11 protein-coding genes are annotated in these 19,545 nt (G+C 53.3%); 5 read left to right on the top strand and 6 right to left on the bottom strand.

Annotated elements, in window-relative coordinates:
• Positions 1 to 3: 3 nt before the first annotated feature.
• The 4 genes from ACYQ1O_RS10255 to ACYQ1O_RS10240 all read right to left on the bottom strand — a co-directional run bounded on the left by ACYQ1O_RS10255 (position 4) and on the right by ACYQ1O_RS10240 (position 10,429).
• Entirely contained in the window at positions 4 to 3,525 is a 3,522-nt protein-coding gene (locus tag ACYQ1O_RS10255) for a beta strand repeat-containing protein (RefSeq protein WP_459991588.1), read from the bottom strand.
• 98 nt (positions 3,526 to 3,623) lie between these two features.
• The gene (locus ACYQ1O_RS10250) at positions 3,624 to 4,685 is read right to left on the bottom strand and encodes a TIGR03032 family protein (RefSeq protein ID WP_459991587.1); all 1,062 of its coding nucleotides are present in this window, start codon (positions 4,683 to 4,685) and stop codon (positions 3,624 to 3,626) included.
• Between the two features lie 342 nt (positions 4,686 to 5,027).
• The gene (locus ACYQ1O_RS10245) at positions 5,028 to 7,202 is read right to left on the bottom strand and encodes an O-linked N-acetylglucosamine transferase, SPINDLY family protein (protein ID WP_459991586.1); all 2,175 of its coding nucleotides are present in this window, start codon (positions 7,200 to 7,202) and stop codon (positions 5,028 to 5,030) included.
• Positions 7,203 to 7,207: 5 nt separating this feature from the next.
• Positions 7,208 to 10,429, bottom strand: a complete 3,222-nt coding sequence (locus ACYQ1O_RS10240) for a beta strand repeat-containing protein (RefSeq protein WP_459991585.1) — start codon at positions 10,427 to 10,429, stop codon at positions 7,208 to 7,210.
• A 449-nt stretch (positions 10,430 to 10,878) separates the two neighbouring features.
• Between ACYQ1O_RS10240 and ACYQ1O_RS10235 the strand changes: the two genes are divergently transcribed.
• The 5 genes from ACYQ1O_RS10235 (at position 10,879) to queG (ending at position 17,840) form a co-directional block, all read left to right on the top strand.
• Positions 10,879 to 12,588 (top strand): type I secretion system permease/ATPase, encoded by a 1,710-nt coding sequence (locus tag ACYQ1O_RS10235; RefSeq protein ID WP_459991584.1) that lies wholly within the window; start codon positions 10,879 to 10,881, stop codon positions 12,586 to 12,588.
• Positions 12,589 to 12,590: 2 nt separating this feature from the next.
• Positions 12,591 to 13,931 carry an HlyD family type I secretion periplasmic adaptor subunit gene (locus tag ACYQ1O_RS10230; RefSeq protein WP_459991583.1) on the top strand — a complete coding sequence of 447 codons (1,341 nt, stop codon included), beginning with the start codon at positions 12,591 to 12,593 and terminating at the stop codon, positions 13,929 to 13,931.
• Between the two features lie 2 nt (positions 13,932 to 13,933).
• Positions 13,934 to 15,277 (top strand): TolC family outer membrane protein, encoded by a 1,344-nt coding sequence (locus ACYQ1O_RS10225; protein WP_459991582.1) that lies wholly within the window; start codon positions 13,934 to 13,936, stop codon positions 15,275 to 15,277.
• A 174-nt stretch (positions 15,278 to 15,451) separates the two neighbouring features.
• Positions 15,452 to 16,729 carry a DEAD/DEAH box helicase gene (locus ACYQ1O_RS10220; protein ID WP_459991581.1) on the top strand — a complete coding sequence of 426 codons (1,278 nt, stop codon included), beginning with the start codon at positions 15,452 to 15,454 and terminating at the stop codon, positions 16,727 to 16,729.
• A 43-nt stretch (positions 16,730 to 16,772) separates the two neighbouring features.
• On the top strand, positions 16,773 to 17,840 hold the full coding sequence (queG, locus tag ACYQ1O_RS10215; protein WP_459991580.1) for a tRNA epoxyqueuosine(34) reductase QueG: 1,068 nt from the start codon (positions 16,773 to 16,775) through the stop codon (positions 17,838 to 17,840).
• A gap of 13 nt (positions 17,841 to 17,853) precedes the next feature.
• Here the strand turns inward: queG and mtgA are convergent, their stop codons facing one another.
• Positions 17,854 to 18,576, bottom strand: coding sequence for a monofunctional biosynthetic peptidoglycan transglycosylase (mtgA, locus tag ACYQ1O_RS10210; RefSeq protein ID WP_459991579.1), 723 nt, complete (start codon positions 18,574 to 18,576; stop codon positions 17,854 to 17,856).
• Between the two features lie 136 nt (positions 18,577 to 18,712).
• On the bottom strand, positions 18,713 to 19,540 hold the full coding sequence (locus tag ACYQ1O_RS10205; RefSeq protein WP_459991578.1) for a DODA-type extradiol aromatic ring-opening family dioxygenase: 828 nt from the start codon (positions 19,538 to 19,540) through the stop codon (positions 18,713 to 18,715).
• Positions 19,541 to 19,545 lie beyond the last annotated feature (5 nt).

Genomic DNA, 19,545 nt, shown 5'->3' with positions numbered 1-19,545 from the left:
TTTTTAAATCACCACAAAATCGGCATTGGTCAAGGCCAAACCAACACCCAGAGTGGCTATTTGCACCGCCACGCCTGCGCCGTTGCCGTCGGCATCGTAGAACAGGCCACCGTTGTTGCTGTTGTAGCGGACAAAGTCATTGCCATCCAATGCCAGCGCGCCCATCACAAAATTGCCTGCCGCCAATGTGCCGGTACTGGTCAGTTGCGTAAAAATGGCATTTTCCAGTTGAATGGTGTCATCTGCCACCACAAAATCGTTGATTTTGTCGATATTGGCGGTCAGCGTGGTATTGAAGCGGAAGATGTCCAGACCGGCATTGCCCGATAAAATATCGTTGCCCAAACCGCCGTTGATAATGTCATCGCCCGCCCCGCCTTTTAAGGTATCAACCCCCAAACCACCGACCAACAGGTTGTTGCCGCTGTTGCCGGTAACAACGTTGTTGAGCGCATTGCCGGTACCGTTAATGTTGCCAGTTCCTGTTAAGGTGAGGTTTTCTACATTATTGCCAAGGCTGTAGCTAATTTCGCTGTTGACCGTATCAATCTCGGTTGCCAACGTTGAGGTCTCAATCACCTTGTCGCCAATGTCATCGACACTGTAAGTGTCGTTGCCAAGACCGCCCGTCATGGTGTCCGCACCCGCCAGGCCGTTGATTTTGTTCGCACCTGCCGTACCATTCAGGCTATCGTTGCCCAAAGTTTCGGTAATGCCACTTTGCGAAAGAGTGATGCTGATGTTTTGGTTGACGGTTACCAAGCCATCGCTGACTGTAAAGATTGCCCCTTGCACAGCAAGGCTGCTTAAGGCTTCAATGGCGGCATCGTTGGCAGTGAAACTGTAAGCACCCGTGCTGGCGTTAACCGCCAACGTACCGAAAGTCCCCACCAAACTGATAATGCCGCTACCGTTGTCCGTTCCGCCGACAATACCGTAAGTCAGCGTGTTGCCGTCCGCGTCGCTGGCGGACAACTTGCCGGTCACTTTGGCAAAGGTATCGTCGAAAGCCGTGTCGGTGTAGCTGATGTTGGCGGGCGCAACCAAGACAGGCGCGTCATTTTGGTTGTTGATATTGATGGTCAGCACTTTGTCAAAGAACAAACCACCTTGGTCGGTGGTGCGGACTTTAATGCTGTAGCTGGCTTTGCTTTCAAAGTCCGGTGAATTTTTGATATGCAACGCGTTGCCGATAATGGTGAAAGCATTGTTATTAGCCCCGCCCGCCGCAAAACTGTAAGTGAAGGTATCGCTGGCATTGGCATCGGTGCTGCTGAAAGTGCCCACCAAACTATTGGGCGCAACATTTTCGTTGATGTTATCGGTACTGATCGCCAAATCGGATGGCGCAAAATTGCCCAGGTTAACCGTACTGGCAACCAGCACTTGGGCGGCGGCAAAGTGATTGAAAACATTGTAGGTAATGCCGCTGTTGCTGACTGTACCCACGAATTGCCAATTGGCGCTGTCGGTAAAGTTCAGTACATCAGTGGCATTGCCGTCCACAACCAATTGGTGGCGCTGTTCGGGGTTAACGCCACCCGCACCGCCTGCGGCAAGGTTGTAAGTACCGTCAGCCCAACCGTTGCTGTTGTTGAAAATATTGAAGCCCGCCATGTCCTGCACGTCTTTGACAGATAAAGCCAGTTGGTTTCCGGAGGCCAAATCAATACGTTCGATGGATTCAATGCGCGAACTGCTGCCGGGTGTGTTGCCGCCTTGGTTGGCGATCGTCGTCAAATCAAAATTGAGGCCGCTGCCATCGAGGGTAATCTTGTCGATACCGCTGCCGCCATCGACCCGTGCCAGCTGGCCTGAGGTGACACCCAGCGACAGCTTGGCAAGATTGTCGGCATTCAGGACAAAATTGTCATCGCCAGAACCGCCGTACAGCACATCCGCGCCGCCGTTGCCAATCAGCGTGTCGTTGCCCGCACCCGCCACCATGGTTTCGCCAGCACTGGTGCTGGTCATGGTGTTGTTGCCGCTGCCGCCCAACTTGTCAACCGCCGTGGCGGCAAACGCGCCGGAGGTTTTGCCAAAGATAATATAGCTGCGCCCGGCATCGATGCCGTCTGCCGTGTCAACACGGCGCGCGCCTACAATCAGGTCCGCCAAGCCGTCACCGTTGACATCACCCGCCGCCGCGACGCTATAGCCACTAAAATCATCGGCAGATTGACCATTAATGGCAAATCCGCCCGTACCCGCCGCAATGGCTGAAAGCTCGACCGTCGCCGTTCCGGTTTTGCCAAACACCACATAGCTGCGGCCCGCTGAACTGACGCCAGCCGGATCGGCATAATAAGCCCCAACAATGACATCCGAAAGGCCATCGCCGTTAATATCACCGGCGGCGGACACACTCAGGCCGCTAAAATCACGCAAAGACTCGCCCCGAATGGCAAAACCGCCTGTGCCTGCGGAAATTGCCGAAAGGTCGACTGCCGCCGTTCCGGTTTTGCCAAACACCACATAACTGCGCCCTAAAAAATAAGCACCCAGCAAAAAACCATTAGTGCGTGGGGCACCAATAATCAGATCCGCCAGACCATCACCATTGATGTCACCGGCAGAAGAAACGCTGCGGCCAGTTAAGGCACGCGAGCATTCGCCGCTGATGACGAAGCCGCCCGTACCCGCCGCCACGGCGGACAAGTCGACGGCGGTCGTTCCGGTTTTGCCAAACACCACATAACTGCTGCCCGCATTGTAACCGCCTGCTGTATCGTTAAAGGGAGCCCCAACAAGCAAATCTGCCAAACCGTCGCCATTCACATCACCCGCCGAAGACACACTTAAGCCGCTGTAATCTCTCACAGTCTGACCGTTAATGGCAAAACCGCCGACACCGTTGACAATCGCCGACATATCGACAGCCGTGCCGGTCGATTTGCCAAACACCACATAGCTGCGACCAGCGTTGGTGCCTGCGGCGGTATCGCTGCCCCTAGCGCCAACAATCAGATCGCCTAAGCCATCGCCATTGACATCGCCGGCATCGGAAATCGAATAGCCGCTGGCATCATAAGCACTCTCGCCTCTGATAATGAAGCCGCCTGTGCCTGCCGCCACCGCCGAAAGGTCTATGGCTGAAGTTGAAGTCTTGCCGAATACCACAAAACCGCGGCCCACACGGTCAGGGCCAAACGGTGCGCCTACGATCAAATCATCCAAGCCGTCGCCATTGACATCACCCGCCGAAGAAACGCTTTGACCAACAAAATCTTGCGTACCCTGAGCATTAATGACAAAACCGCCCGTACCATTAACCACCGCCGAAAGGTCAACTGCCGTCGTGCCGGTTTTGCCAAACACCACAAACGCCCGCCCGCCGATATTGAGACTGGCAGCAGGTGTCGCGTATTTAGCCCCGATAATCAAGTCGTCAAGACCGTCGCCGTTGACATCGCCCGCCGACGCCACACTAAAGCCGCTTTGGTCGCCTGATGAACTGGTAGTTTGTCCGTTGACAATAAAACCACCAATGCCAGCGGCAATAGTGGAAAGGTTAATTTCAGCCATGGTCTTGCTCCTCAGATTGTTTAGGTATTAGTTGTTGTGTTTTTTAAGTCCTACATCTATCGGTATAGCATTTATTCTTAGCGGTCTTTCGTCTTTAATCATTCCTCAATACTCAGCACCCTCCGAATCTCATCCGTCTTAAAGCCCAAAGCCATCGGCCTTCTGATGCCTGGCAGGGCGACAACGTCGTAAAGTTCGTCCACCATGCCTTCAATGCGCAGCCAATGGACGATGTCGCCCGAACGTAAATCCACCACTTGAATGCCGCAGCGCGGTTCGGCTTGGCGTTTTTTCAAGTTGTCGTCCAGCGCCAAACCCGTAAACGTTTTGTTGTCGCGGGGTTTACTGATGCCGATGAGGGCGAAGTCACCGTGGAAGCTTAAGCCGCGCATGTAGCCTGGGCAGAAGGCGACGGTTTGGAAATGCCCGGTGTCAGGGTCGATATAGCCAAAATCGCCCGTGCCAGAATTGAGCAACCAAAGTTTGCCTTGATACCAACGCGGCGAGTGCGGCATGGATAGGCCATTGGCGATGATGTCGTTGCTGTTGACATCGATGACGATGCCACCGTGCTGGCGGTGGTCGCGCCAACCGTCGGCGACGTCGGATTGGCTGACGGCAGTAACGTAGGCAGGCCGACCGTCTTTCATGGCAAGGCCGTTGAGGTGGCAGCGGTCTTCGGCGGCGAGTTTGCTCAGAAACGGCGGTTGCCAGAGGGGTTTAAAGCTGTGGGTATCGCTTAATGTGGCAAGGCAGCCAAACAAGGTGTTGACGAACACCAATTTGCCATCGGCATCAACGGCAATGTCGTGGATGTCCAAATCGCCCGTGGTGTAGCCGACTTGCGGCAAGTACAAGCGGTCGAAACTGTCTTGCGTTTGGCCTTCTGAAAACAGGTTTTCAAACCGCCAGACTTGGTAGAGGCTGCTCATCCACAAACCGTTGTCGGTTGTACATAAGCCCATGCAGCGGTTAAAGCTGCGTTCGAATACCGACAATTCGCCTTTGGACGACAACCCTAAAAAAAACAATTTGCCGATTTGGTAGGTGGTGAAAGCGAGGGAGAGTTTTTGTTCTGCCAACCAAGCCAGCAATTGCCGTGAGGTGGTGATTTCCAGTGGCGGCGCGGACGGAGTAGGGTTGGGGCTGGCATTATCCATTGTTTTCCTTAGTGAATCAGTCAGTTAATTATTTCGATTGTAAACTGCTATTTTCACTGAGGCAATGCAAAATCCATCCTATCAATGCTGAATAAAGCCCATACCATTAAACCAATAGCCTACCTATACCGATCCTGACTGGCTTGGCTAACAAACGACACCCTTAGTCCATAATAAAAAATAGGCAAGTTTTGATTTCATGACCCATAGATATTACGTAGGGTACGCATTGCGTACCTTTTTAATAACAAGTGCAACGGAAAGGATTTAAAAGGTATGCGATGCCTACCCTACGAATTGGCGTCCAAAACAGGTTTTGGACGCCGAAAAAATTAATCGTGGCTAGTGGGTTGCTGGCAGCAAGCGTGTGGTGTCGCCTGTTACAAACGCCATCCACATGCGCTGATACAAAACCTGCATGTTTTCGGTGTAAGTACCGATGTCGGATAACGGCGACGCCATCATTTGCGCCCGCAGTGCGCCGCGTTGTTGTCGCCAATGGTTAAGGTTTTGCGCCAACTGGGCGGCTTTGGCGATGTAATCGGCTTCATCAGCCGCCAACCAGTCGGTTTGGCCTAGGTTGAGCAGGAAGCTCGCGCCCATGCGGCTGACAAAATTGCCGCCCATAAGGCTGATGACCGGAACGCCCATCCATAAGGCTTGCAAGGTGGTGGTGCCGCCGTTGTAGGGCGTGGGATCGAGGGCGATGTCCATGTCGCCGTATTCTTGCATCATGTCCGCCAAACCGCAGGGGCCACGGAAGTACAGCCGCTCGCGGGCAATGCCGTGTTCGGCGAACAAGTTGGCGAAGCGTTGTTGGACTTCCGGGTCTTTTAACGAGGGCGCTTTTAGCAATAACTGGGCATACGGCACGGCAAGCAAGACTTGCGCCCACAGCCGGATAGTTTTGGGGGTCAGCTTCATGGCGTTGTTGAACGAGCCGAACACCACGGGCGCATCGGCGGGGCGGGCGGGCGGCAAGGGGTAATGGTCGACCGATGCCCAACAGAACACGCTGCCTGGCAGCTGGGCAATGCCTTCGCTGAACAAATGGGCGTGTTCGGCTGGGCTGACGGTGGCATCGCCGATCAGCCAGTCGATGCTGGGCAAGCCGGTGGAATGCGGGTAGCCCAAAAAGCTGGCTTGTACCGGCGCGGCGCGCAAGGCCAAAACGCCCAAACGGTGGGTGGCGGTGTGGCCTGCCAAATCCACCAGAATATCCACGCCATCGTTGCTGATAGCTTGTTGCAGGGCTTGGTCGTCCATGCCTGCCGCTTCCAGCCAGCGGTCACTGGCGGTTTTGGCTTGGCGGGTGTAGTCGTCGTGCATCGTGCCGGTGTGGTAGATGCCGATGTCAAAACGCTGATGGTCGTGGCGCAACAATACCGGCAACATGAATAAGTTGACCGGATGCTGGCGGTGCAAGTCGCCGGTCAGGTAGCCGATACGCAAGCGGCGGTTTGGGCTGCGGTCGTTGCTGAACGCGTTTTTTTGCCGGGCATTGCTTTGCATGGCGGCGACAATCGGTGCGCACAGTTGGCGGTGCAATTCGGCAACTTCGGCGGGCGGGAGTTGGTCGTGGTAAAGCGCGGTCATCGCCACGCTGGAGGCAAGGCGCGATAAGGGGTCGCCACCATTTTGGTAAGCCGTCTGTAAGGTTTGCAGATGTCCACGGGCATCGCCCATACGGCCTTGTAAGCCCGCATCCAGCAAGGCCAATTCCATATTATTGGGTTGCAAGGCTCTTACGCGGTTTAAGCTGGCGCGGCAATCAGCCAAATCGTAGACTTCGGATTGGATTTTCGCCAAAGCCAGCCAAGTCGGCACATGCTCGGGGCGGATGCTGGCGGCTTTTTGCAAAACGCCAATGGCTTCTTGCCAGTAATTGTAGGCGTAGACTTTGTTGGCTAAGGTGAGCAGGAAATTGGGATTGTTGGACAAGGAGGCGCGGGTGAAGGCTTTTTCGGCGGCGGCAATATTGCCGATACGCAGCAAAGCTTCGCCTAAAAAAAGCATGGAGCCGTGGCGTTGTGGCTGCAAATCGAGCAATCCGGCAAACGCTTGCACCGCGCCTTGGGCATCGCCCGCATTAAGCCGCCACACGCCCAGCCAGTGCAAGGTTTCGCCGGGGATGATTTCTAGGCTACGTGCTTCAGCAATACTGCTTTGGTTGTTTTGCCCTTGCAGCTCTTGCAGACGCGCCAAGTACAAACGGGTCAGCCAGTCGCCCGGATGCGCTTCCAATAAGGCTTTGAAACGTTCAGCCAAGGCCGGTGCATCCGGTACTGCCGACCAACCTAAAACCGCATCACCGTGCTTGTCCGTTGGGCTGCGTAATACCGGCAAGTTTTCCAGCGCAGCCTGTAGCGATGGATCGCAACGCGCCGCTTGCCTTGCGGCATAAGCGGCTTGCCACGGCAAGTCCATTTGGTCGTAACACTTTGCCAGCTCTAACCAGATGGCGGCATTGGTAACGGTTTGCCGCAGGGCTTGCCAGTGTGCGCCGATGGTTTGCATAAAACTTATGCAGCGACGATGAAGTCGGTATAAGTCATTGCCAATCCCGTGGATAACAAGGCGATTTGCACCATAGCGTTTGCACCATTGCCGTCGGCATCATAAGACAATGCACCTGTGCTGCTGTTGTAGATGAGGTAATCATTACTATCAAGCGCAGCCGGCCCGACAACGAAATGGCTGGCAGACAAGGTACCCAAGCTTGTGAGTTGCGTAAAAATAGTATTTTTTAATTCAATAACATCATCAACCGCATTGAAATCAGTAATCGTATCTATGTTATTGGTTAAGCTGGTGTTAAAGCGGAACAGATCGGCACCAGAACCGCCGGTAAGCGTGTCATTGCCTGCGCTTCCAATAAGGACATCATTACCCGCGCCGCCAGAAAGTATATCGGCGCCCCCGCCGGCAAGCAGGGTGTTGTTGCCGCTGTTGCCCACCATGACATTCGCAAGCGCATTGCCGGTCGCATTGATACTAGCGACCCCCAATAAATTAATGTTTTCTGCGTTAGTCGATAATGTATAAGTTACAGAACTATTGACGGTGTCAATTTCAGTACTGAGCGTTGAGGTTTCGATGACAATATCGCCGGTATTATCGACGATATACGTGTCATTGCCCGTGCCACCTGCCATGGTATCCGCGCCAGCCAAACCATCAATCACATCGTCACCTGCCAAGCCATTAAAGACATCTGCCGCCGATGTACCGGTCAGCGTATCATCGTCTAGCGATTCCGTTACCCCGCTTTGGGTAAAGTTGACCGTGAACGGTCGGTTATAGACAAACTGACCATCACTTGCCGTTACCGTAAGAGCCGAGCTCGTTGTGCCGGTTAAAGCCTCAACAGCGCTATCATCAACAACAAGGGTATAAGCACCCGAAGACTTGTTGACCGTCAGCTCGCCATAAGCAAAAGCTAAACTTACCGTGCCATCGCCATTATCTGTTCCACCGGCGATTCCATATGTTAGGGCTTGAATGTCTACATCGTAACCCAGCAATGTGCCATTGAAATCGGCAAATGTGTCATCAAAAGCTGTGTCCGTATAATTGATGGGGGCAACGGCCTGCATCATCGGAGCGGTATTGACATTAAGGTTGACAATCAGCTGCGCAGCCGAAACCTGATTATTAAAAACCTTGTAGGTAACGCCATTTTTTGACACCGTACCGACACGAATCCAATTACTATTGTCGGAAAGCGCAAGGGTATCGCCGCTGTTACCTTCAATAATCAGCTGATGCCGACGTTCTGGCGAGGTGCCGCCCGCCGCCAAGTTAAAAGCGCCATCGACCCAGCCATTGGCATTATTGAAAGAATTCATGCCTGCCATATCCACAACATCTTTGGCGCTCAGGGAAAGGCCGTTTTTACCCGTACCGGTTATATCAATGATTTCAATCGACTCAATCCGCGAAGTTGACCCGGGCGCGCCGCCGCCTTGATTGGCAACATAAGTCAAATCAAAGTTATTGCCTGTGCCGGAAAAAGTGATTTTATCAATGCCCGTCCCGCCATCGATGCGGGCATATTGGCCTGATGTGATACCCGCACTTAAGCGGTTGAGGTTGTTGGGCGTAAGAACAAACACATCATCACCCGCCCCGCCATACAACACATCCGCGCCACCATTGCCAATAAGGGTATCGTTGCCCATACCACCCACTAAGGTTTCGGCGGCGGATGTGCCGGTTAACGTGTCGTTGCCACTGCCGCCCATTTGATCGACGAAGGAAGACGCAAACGCACCAGTTGTACTACCAAAAATGACATAGACATTGCCAGTACCATCATAACGGTTAGTACCATTAGCTGATGGCGCCCCTATCAACAAGTCGCCCAAGCCATCGCCATTGATGTCGCCTGCGCCACTGACAGAAATCCCAAGCGCAGTAAACGACGAAGATTTGATAACAAAGCCACCGATACCGGCATCGACTGCCGACAATTCGACAGCGGTGCTACTGGTTTTGCCATACACCAAATAAGCCCGTCCGAACGAATTATTGGCGACCTGTGAAAATATTTGATACGTACCCACCAAAATATCCGCCAAACCATCGCCATTGACATCGCCCGCCGAAGAAACGCTAAAACCGCTTTGGTCGTTTGTGGTTTGCCCGTTAATGGAAAACCCGCCGCCGCTGCCATTCGAAATGGAGGTCAAATTGACGGTATCGCCATTCGTTTTACCGAACACCACATAAGTACGTCCGACGTTAGTGGTCGTTGCGCTGTCCTTCAAATGGGCACTAAGCAGCAAATCCGCCAGGCCGTCACCGTTGACATCACCGGCAGCTGCCACCCGATGGCCTGCATGGGAACCCCTCTCTTCACTGTTGATGGCAAAGCCGCCGACACCATTAACGACGTTGTTCAAATCCACGGTTGTTGTATTGGTTTTACCAAAAACGACATAAATCTGGCCTGCGAAACTATTGTATTTGTAAGCACTAACAATCAAATCCGCCAAACCATCACCATTGACATCACCGGCACCGGCAAGGGAATCGCCCAAACGATCCTTGTTGCCGGTGCCTGTAATACGGAATCCACCAATGCCATTTGCTGCGTTAGCCAAGCTTGTATTGGTATTGACGCTCTTACCAAAGACAACATAGGCGCTGATGCGGTCATACCGGTACGGTGCGCCAATGATCAGATCACTAAAGCCATCGCCATTCACATCGCCTGCCGATGACACACAAAAACCACTGAGACCAACTTCGCCAAAGCCATCAACGATAAAACCAGCACTGCTTCCGCTTGAGATGGTGGTCAGATCAATCGCTGCCGTCGATGTTTTGCCGTAGATCACATAACTGCGCCCGGCATAGGGAGACACCGAATCATTAAACGGGCAACCAACAATCAAATCCGCAAGGCCATCAGAATTCATATCCCCCGCAGCAGAAACGCAAACACCGCTGTAGTCATAGGCGTATTCGCCATTAATGACAAAACCACCGACACCGTTGATGACATCCGATAGGTCGACCGACGTTGTGCCCGTTTGACCAAAAACCACATAAGAGCGTCCTGAAAAAATCTTGCCGGGAACGTTGTCAAACCTTGCGCCAATAACAACGTCCATCAATCCATCGCCATTAATGTCACCAACGATGGACACACTGCAACCTGCATCATCACGGGAATCAGCGCCAAAAATAACAAAGCCACCGACTCCGTTTTCTATGTCACTGGTATAAATATTGGTCATCTTGGTATTCCTTATTTGCGGTAGCGGGGATAGTTCAGAGAGAAACGGGCTTTATTTGACGCCATTAACTAAATTATCGAAATAAATAGCCGATGCTTTTAGTCAACAAATGATAAAAGTGCTTTTTATACACCAAGGCATCAATAAAAATAAACAAGCATTTACATTACCTTCCAAAAGATTTGTTTAAAAAATAAACATGCCTAATCGCCCTAATGGCGGTAACCGCCAGCCGACAAGGCACACAACCATCATAAATTGCCTGCCAAGTGAACTATGACCTTTATCTTCCTAACCACTTAAGCTATCCTCTAGCGATTTGCCAGCAATCCCAAGCTTTATAATGAAAGCCGCCCACTGCCTATGCAGTAACCCATAGGCGGCAGCCGTTCAATCATCTCAATCATCGACCACTGAATTGAACCTTATTAACCCAGGATCCTCTTCTCATGCGCTTACCCGATTCAGAACTCGCCCAAGCCATCCGCCTGTGCCGCCACTCGTTCCAATCTGCGGCTATCTTTAGTTTGTTCATCAACTTGCTGATGCTGTTGCCATCCATCTACATGATGCAAGTCTACGATCGGGTATTGGGCAGCAACAGCACGTCCACCTTGCTCATGTTGACGATTTTGGCGGTTGTCTTGTTTGCCATGCTCGGCGCGTTGGAATGGGTACGCTCGCAGATTTTGATACGCGTCAGCACCCGCTTCGATTTATTGCTGAACGAACGCTTATATAAAGTGCTGTTCCGGCAATCACTCATGAGTGGCGGCAGAAGCAGCACCCAACCGCTCAGCGACTTGCTGATGCTGCGGCAATTTCTAACCGGCAACGGCCTGTTCGCCTTTTTTGATGCGCCGTGGCTGCCGGTTTATGTCGGCCTGCTGTTCCTGTTCCATCCGGCGTTTGGGGCAATGGCGATTTTCTCTGCCGTCTTGTTGATTTTGCTGGCTATTTGGAACGAACGCGCCACCCATGACGACTTGGAACAAGCCAACAAGGTCTCGGTTGAAAACGCCAACATCACCGCCCGCAACCTCCGCAACGCCGAAGTGGTCCACGCCTTGGGCATGTTGCCGGATCTGATGTCCCGCTGGCAGGAAAAACAACAAAAACTCATCATGCTGCAAGCGGTTGCCAGCGAAAAAGCCGGTTTGATCGCCGCCTTATCAAAAACTTACCGCGTCACCATGCAATCGCTTATTTTAGGCTTAGGCGCTTGGCTGGCAATCGACAAACAAATCAGCCCCGGCCTGATGATCGGCGGCTCCATCCTGCTGGGCCGTGCGCTGGCCCCTATCGACCTGATGATCGGCAGCTGGAAGCAATTTTTATCCGCACGCACCGCCTTTGACCGCTTAAATACCTTGCTGGGCCAATTTCCCGCAGAAACAGAACGCATGCCGCTACCGATGCCGAAAGGCAACTTAAGTGCCGAACAAGCCGTCATCGTACCGCCAGGATCGAGGACAGCGGTGATAAAAGGCGTTAACTTCAACATTCCGGCAGGCACTTTTATCGCCTTAATTGGCGCGAGCGCCTCAGGCAAGTCAACCCTAGCGCGGGCATTACTGGGCATCTGGCCGACCGCCAACGGCGTGATCCGCTTCGACGGCGCGGATGTCTCGCAACTTGACCGCAGCTTGGTTGGCCCAGGCATTGGCTACTTACCGCAAGATATTGAGTTGTTCGACGGCACAGTTGCCGACAACATCGCCCGCTTTGGCGAACTGGACAGCAACAAAGTCGTAGCCGCCGCCCAAGCCGCCGGTGTCCATGAAATGATTTTGCAATTGCCGCAAGGTTACGACACCGAAATTGGCGGAACAGGCGGTTTGTTGTCAGCTGGGCAACGCCAGCGCGTCGGCCTTGCCCGCGCCTTATACGGCGATCCGGTACTGGTGGTGCTAGACGAACCCAACTCCAACCTCGACGACTTGGGCGAACAAGCTTTGGCGCGCGCCTTGGTCGCGCTTAAAGTCCGTGGCTGCACCATCATTGTCATCACCCACCGGCTCGGTATTTTGGGCATGGTAGACCGCATCATGCTGCTCAGTGAAGGCACCCTGCTGCTCGACGGGCCGCGCGATGAAGTGCTGGCAAAACTGAACCAACGTCCGCAACAACCAGGCCTAGCCGCCAAACAAGGAGGTTAACAATGAGCTTATTTTCGCCCAAATCCGACAGCGAACCCATGGACATCAACCTCTATGCCGACGACCGCCCAGTGCGCCGATTCGGCTATCTGTTAATTATTGTTGTCTTCGGCTTTTTTGGTGCCTGGTCGGTATTGGCCCCGCTAGGCAGCGCCGCACTGGCCCCCGGCACGATTACCGTGGAAGGCTACCGCAAAACCGTCCAGCATTTAGAAGGCGGCATCGTCAAAGCTATCAATGTCCGCGATGGTGACACCGTCAGCAAAGGCCAAATCTTGCTGGAATTGGAAGACACCTCCTCACGCGCGCAACTGGAAACCTTACGCGGGCAATTATTTTCCGCCCTCGCCCGTGAAGCGCGCTTGACCGCCGAACGCGACGGTAAAAAACGCGTCGATTACCCCGATTTATTGACACAAGCCACGGAAGACCTGCGCGCCCAAGAGGCCATGCGCCTGCAAGACCAATCGTTCATGGTACGGCAACACTCACGCAACGGTGAAATCGGCATTTTGCAAGAACAACGCCACCAACTGGCTGCCAAAATTGAAGGCATTCGCGCGCAAAAAAATAGCCGCAATAACTTAGCCGCCTCCTTAAATAAAGAGCTGGTCGATTTCCGCGCCATGCTTAAAGAAGGCTATGTGGAAAAGCAAAAAGTTACCGAATTGGAACGCCGACTAGCCGAAGCCCAAGGTGACGAAGGCGATTTCACCGCCAACATTGCCACCGCGCAAACCCAAATCAGCGAAATCGCCTTGAAAATCCTGCAAATCGAAAAAGAATTCCAACGCGAAGTGGTCGATGAACTCAGCAAGGTGCAGGCGGAATTGTCGGAATTGCGCGAAAAAACCCAGTGGCTGTCCGACACAGTAACCCGCACCACCATCAAAGCACCCGAAGCGGGTATGGTGCTGGGCTTGACAGTCCACACTCTGGGCGCAGTCATCCCGCCGGGCGGACATTTGCTGGACATCGTGCCGCAGCAGGAAAAACTGATTGTTGAAGCGCAAGTCTCGCCGCTGGATATTGACCGCGTGCATATCGGGCAAAGCACTGAAATCCGCTTTAGTGCCTTTAAAAGCGCGAAAACCCCCAAAATTAACGGTCATCTAGTGGCCTTGTCGGCGGACCGCCTCACCGATGAAAAAAACCAGATCAGCTATTATCTGGCGCGGGTTGAAGTCGAAAGCCAAGGCTTAAAAGAACTGTCCGACAACGGCTTGATCTTATTGCCAGGCATGCCAGCCGAAGTGCTTATCAACACCGGCGACCGCACCTTTTTTGAATACCTGATGCAGCCGCTCAGCAATATTTTTGCCCGCTCTTTAATTGAGGACTGAACATGCGCCGACTTTGTTTACTCATCGTGGGCATGGGCTTAACCCTTAGCGCCCATGCCGGTGAAGACCTGCTCAGCTTGTATGAACGTGCGGTCTTATCGTCACCGGAATTACTCAGCAGCCAATACACCGTTGACGTCCTGCGCGCGCAAGAAGACCGCAGTTACGCGGCGCTTTTGCCGCAAGTCAGTATCAGCGGCAATTATTCTTACAACTATTTTCACAGCAAAGGCACGTCCATCTTTAACCCCGAAGTCAGCACCACCTACCCAGGTGTACGCGCCAGCATCAACTTGCAACAACCGATATTCGATTTGCAAGCCTATTTGCTGATGAAAAGCCAAGAGGCAAAAACCACCCAAAGCGAAGAAGACCTGTTGTCCGCACACCAAAAGCTGATTAGCGATTTGATCGACCGTTACATCGACGCCTTGGAAGCCGCCGACAAAAGCGAAATTACTGCCGCCGAGCTGCGTTCCACCGAACAACAGCTTGCCCGCACCCAAGCCATGCAGGCACGGCAAATGGCAATGGTCACCGACTTGTACGAATTGCAGGCGCGTACCGAAACCCTGCGCACACAACTGATCGACAACGACAATAATGCCCGTATCGCCTTGGAAAAATTGCGCGAACTGACGGGCGATGCCGTCACCAGTCTGCAACCGGTCCGTCTGGACATTGCCCAACCACCGCCGGATGGCAGCATTGACAACTGGTCGCAACAGGCCGGGCAACTCAACCCCGAACTGCGCGCCTTAAAAATGGCGGTCGAATCGGCACGGCAAACCATTAATGCCTACCGGGCCGGTTATTTGCCGCGCATTGAATTGCAACTGAGTGAAACCTATAGCGACACGGCTTACAACAACCGCCAATCGCCGCCGTTCGACATTGCCACCGCCGGTGTGCAGGCCACCGTGCCGATTTATGACGGCGGCGGCACGGGCGCGAAAATTGATGAAGCCACCGCCCGCAAAAAAATCGCCGAAAGCCAACTGGAACAAAAGTTACGCGAATTTGAAAAACTGACCCGCGCCGCCTATTTGGATATGCAAACCTCGCCTTCGCGCAGTTTGGCTACCGACCGCCAGCTTGCCGCCAGCGAAAAATCACGCGACGCCATGAAAAAAGGCCACGAGCTGGGCGTTGTCACCATTGTTGATTTGCTCGGTGCCGAAAAACAGCTCTCCGAAGCCAAGCTGCAACAACGCCAAGCCCGTTACCGATACTTTAAAGCCCGCAGCAGCTTGTATTTCCAAACCGGCAAGCTTATCGCCCCCGAATTGACCAAATTCAACGAATGGTTAGTTCTGCGCGATAAAAAAATCGCCAATAAAAAATAAATCCCAATTCCGCCGCCATTGACGTTTTTACCTGACGTGACCACAAAAACCACGTATCATTGGCGGCTAACATCTGTTACAGACAATATATCCCTGATTTATTTTCTTTTTTAGCTCAATCCGTTAGCTTTTTCCGCAAGACACCACCGTCTGCCATCACCAAGAAACCAATACATGCCATTTTCCTCCTTAGGGTTATCCGACCCGTTATTACGCGCCATTGCCGACGCAGGCTACACCAGCCCATCGCCTATCCAACAACAAGCCATTCCGGCAGTGCTGCAAGGCCATGACCTGCTAGCTGCCGCCCAAACCGGCACCGGCAAAACCGCTGGTTTCACCTTGCCACTTTTGCACCGTTTATCGCAACACAACCATAGCCACAACCGCCCTGTACGTGTGCTCATCTTAACGCCAACCCGCGAACTGGCGGCGCAAGTGGGCGAGTCGGTCAACAAATACGGCGTGCATTTGCACCCGCGCCTGAAAACCGAAGTGGTTTTTGGCGGCGTTAAAATCAACCCACAAATGATGCGCCTGCGTGGCGGTGTCGATGTACTGGTGGCTACACCGGGCCGTTTGCTGGATTTGGTCAACCAAAACGCCGTTAAGCTGGATAAGGTCGAAACCTTGGTGCTGGACGAAGCAGACCGCATGTTGGACATGGGCTTTATCCGTGACATCCGCAAAATCATCGGTTTTCTGCCGAAAAAACGCCAAAACTTGTTGTTTTCGGCAACCTTTTCCGAAGACATCCGCAAACTGACTACGGGCTTGTTGGTCAATCCGGTCAAAATTGAAGTCGCCCCCCGCAATACCGCCGCCGAAACCGTCGAGCAAACCGCCTATTTGTGCAACAAAGCCAATAAAACCGAATTGCTGACTCACTTGATAAAATCCGGCGACTGGCAACAAATTTTAATTTTTACCAGCACCAAACACGGTGCCAACCGTCTGACCGAAAAGCTTAACAAGGTTGATATTAAAGCCGCCGCCATCCACGGCAACAAAAGCCAAGGCGCACGCACCAGCGCTCTGGCAGGCTTTAAAGCCGGAGAAATCCGCGCGTTGGTGGCGACCGATGTTGCCGCACGCGGCATTGACATTGCCTTGCTGCCGCACGTCGTCAACTTTGAATTGCCGCGTTCGCCCGCCGATTATGTCCACCGCATAGGCCGCACCGGACGCGCAGGCGAACAAGGCGAAGCGGTGTCGCTAGTCTCGCACGACGAAGTGGGTGCTTTGAAATTGGTGGAAAAACTGATGGGATCGGCGATAAAACGCGACCAAGTCGCCGGTTTTGAAGCCGACCTGGTCGCACCGCCCATGCCGGCCGAACCGCCTAGACCTCCGCGCCAACCGCGTAACCGCCCAGCTCCTGCCAATAAATCAGCGGCAAAACCGGCAACTAGCGCCGCCAAGCCCAGACGCAGACCCGCCCCCAACAAATAGCCCTAGGATGGGCTGACCCGCGTCAGCCCATCGCTTCTAACCCATGACCGAAGCCGACTCCGACCCAGCCCTTAGCGAACTCGCCCAGCGCATCAAGCACTGGGGCAGCGAGCTTGGCTTTCAGCAAGTCGGCATCACCGGCATTGATCTTGCCGATGCCGAAGCGCATCTGCAAACTTGGCTGGCGAAAGGCTTCCACGGCGACATGGACTACATGCAACGCCACGGCCTCAAACGCAGCCGTCCCGATCTATTGCAACCCGGCACGCTCAGCATTATTTCAGTCCGTATGGACTATCTGCCCGAAGCGGCAGCAACCAGCCAACAAGCGTTGGACGACCCAGCCGCCGCTTACATCTCGCGCTATGCCCTAGGCCGCGACTACCACAAACTGATCCGCAACCGCCTGCAAAAACTCGCCGACAAAATCCAAGCGGAAATTGACCCCTTCGGCTACCGCGCCTTTGTAGACAGCGCGCCGGTGTTGGAAAAAGCCATCGCGGAAAAAGCCGGACTCGGCTGGATAGGCAAGCATTCCAACCTCATCAACCGCAAAGCTGGTTCCTGGTTTTTTCTGGGCGAAATCTACACCGATTTGCCGCTGCCCGCCGACCCGCCCAACAACCACAACCACTGCGGCGCCTGTACGGCGTGTTTGGACATTTGCCCCACCCAAGCTATCGTCGCACCTTATCAGGTGGATGCCCGGCGTTGCGTGTCGTACCTGACCATCGAACTGCACGGCGCAATACCCGTGGAACTGCGGCCTTTGCTGGGCAACCGCATCTACGGCTGCGACGACTGCCAACTGGTCTGCCCGTGGAACCGTTTCGCACATTTGACGGGTGAAGGCGATTTTAAACCACGGCATCAACTCAACAGCCAAGAACTCATCGCCGTGTTTGCATGGACAGAAACCGAATTTTTGGCAAAAACCGAAGGTTCGGCGATACGGAGGATTGGTTATCAACGCTGGCTGCGCAATATCGCCGTGGCCTTGGGCAACGCCAAAACCTCGCCGCCAGTGATCGAAGCGTTAACCGCAAGAAGGGAAGATGACTCAGAATTGGTCAGGGAACATGTACTTTGGGCGTTGGCGCAGCATCACTGATGCGCAGGTCAATCTAATTGGGCAATCCGCCTAAATTTCGCATCTGCCGCAAAATCCACGCTTGCCGACGCAACACATAACTGGACGGTTTAGCCGCCCGCAATAATTTTGGATTCGGCAAGGTTGCCGCCAATAATGCAGCCTGTTGACGGCTTAAGGCTTTGGCTGGCACGCCAAAATAGCGCTGGCTAGCCGCCTCGACGCCAAACAAATGGTCGCCAAATTCGGCGATATTCAAGTACACCGTCAAAATCCGCTGCTTGCTCCAGAAAATCTCCAGCAACAAAGTAAACCAAGCTTCCACGCCTTTGCGCAGAAAACTTTTCGACGGCGTTAAAAACAGGTTTTTCGCCACTTGTTGCGAAATCGTACTCGCCCCGCGCAAACGTCCGCCGTCTTGGTAATTTTCCAGCGAACTTTGGATGGACTTGACATCAAAACCAAAATGGTCAAAAAACTGCTGGTCTTCCGCCGCCACCACGGCAGCGTAAGCGTTCGGCGAAATGCTGCGGGCATCCGTCCAGCGGTAATCAATGGTATGGAATTTACCGCTACCGAACAAATCTTCGCCGTGCCGATAAGCCATGAACATGGAAGTCGGTGGCGGCAACCACCTAAACACCAACACCGGCAACAAGGACAAAATGACGCCCGCCAAAACAAGGCTTCTCAGCCATTTAAGCAAGCGCATCGGCGGGCTGAGGACAGCCGACATCAATCGGGATTTGAGTGTCAAGGGGATAAGACCAGAAGCTAAGGGCGTCTTCGTTACAGAAGTGCCGCTATTGTCGCTTAAAACACTGCGGATATGCCAGCCCTGCCCTGCTGGCTTACGGAAGCAACGTCAATCGACAACAATCTGTCGTTAATATTTATTCCCATAAATATCCCGAAATACGCGTATTGAATAACTTGCCACTAAACACCTTCGATACCTCTGTGGAAATGTCCGACCCAGCACCAAAACAAACCAGCAAGGGCAACAGATGTTCCTCGCGTGGGTGGCAAAAACGCGCTTCAGGCGCTGAAGCCCATTGGCTTAAGCGGATGGCTTGTTCGTCCAATCCCATCGTTTTGTTCATCAGAGTTTCGCTTAACCAAGCATCGAACATTTCACTTTTGCCCAATTTCGTAGGGTCTGCCGAAAAAAACGCCGACATGTTATGGAACGACATGCCAGAACCCAGTATCAAGACACCCTTTTTCCGTAACGATGCCAAAGCTTTGCCTATCGCGATATGCGCGTTAGGGTTTAGGCTGCTGACCAAAGACAACTGCACAACAGGAATATCCGCCAACGGATACATCAGCATTAATGGAACAAATGTGCCGTGATCGAAACCACGTTGGCTGTCAAGTTTTGAAGCGATGCCGTGTCCATTCAATAATTCCGCAACAGCGTCCGCTAATTCCGGACTACCCGCAGCAGGGTACTTAAATTGGTAAGCGGCGGGAGGAAATCCATGGTAGTCATAAATCATCCCAGGCATTTCGCTACGGGAAACAGTAGCAGTCTCTTCTTCCCAATGGGCCGTAATGACCAAAATGGCCTTGGGACGAGGAATATCTAAAGGAATGGCCTTGAGAAACAAGGCCAAGTCACGATGGTTCGGTTCATCTAACAGCGGCATGGGGCCGCCGCCGTGAGGTACAAACAAAACCGGCATTGTCTCAGCCAATCTATTTTTAGGGCTGTTCATCCGTC

Source organism: Methylosoma difficile, assembly GCF_054657615.1.
The sequence above is the reverse complement of the archived record's forward strand: the minus strand, read 5'-3'. Positions and strand labels throughout refer to the sequence as shown.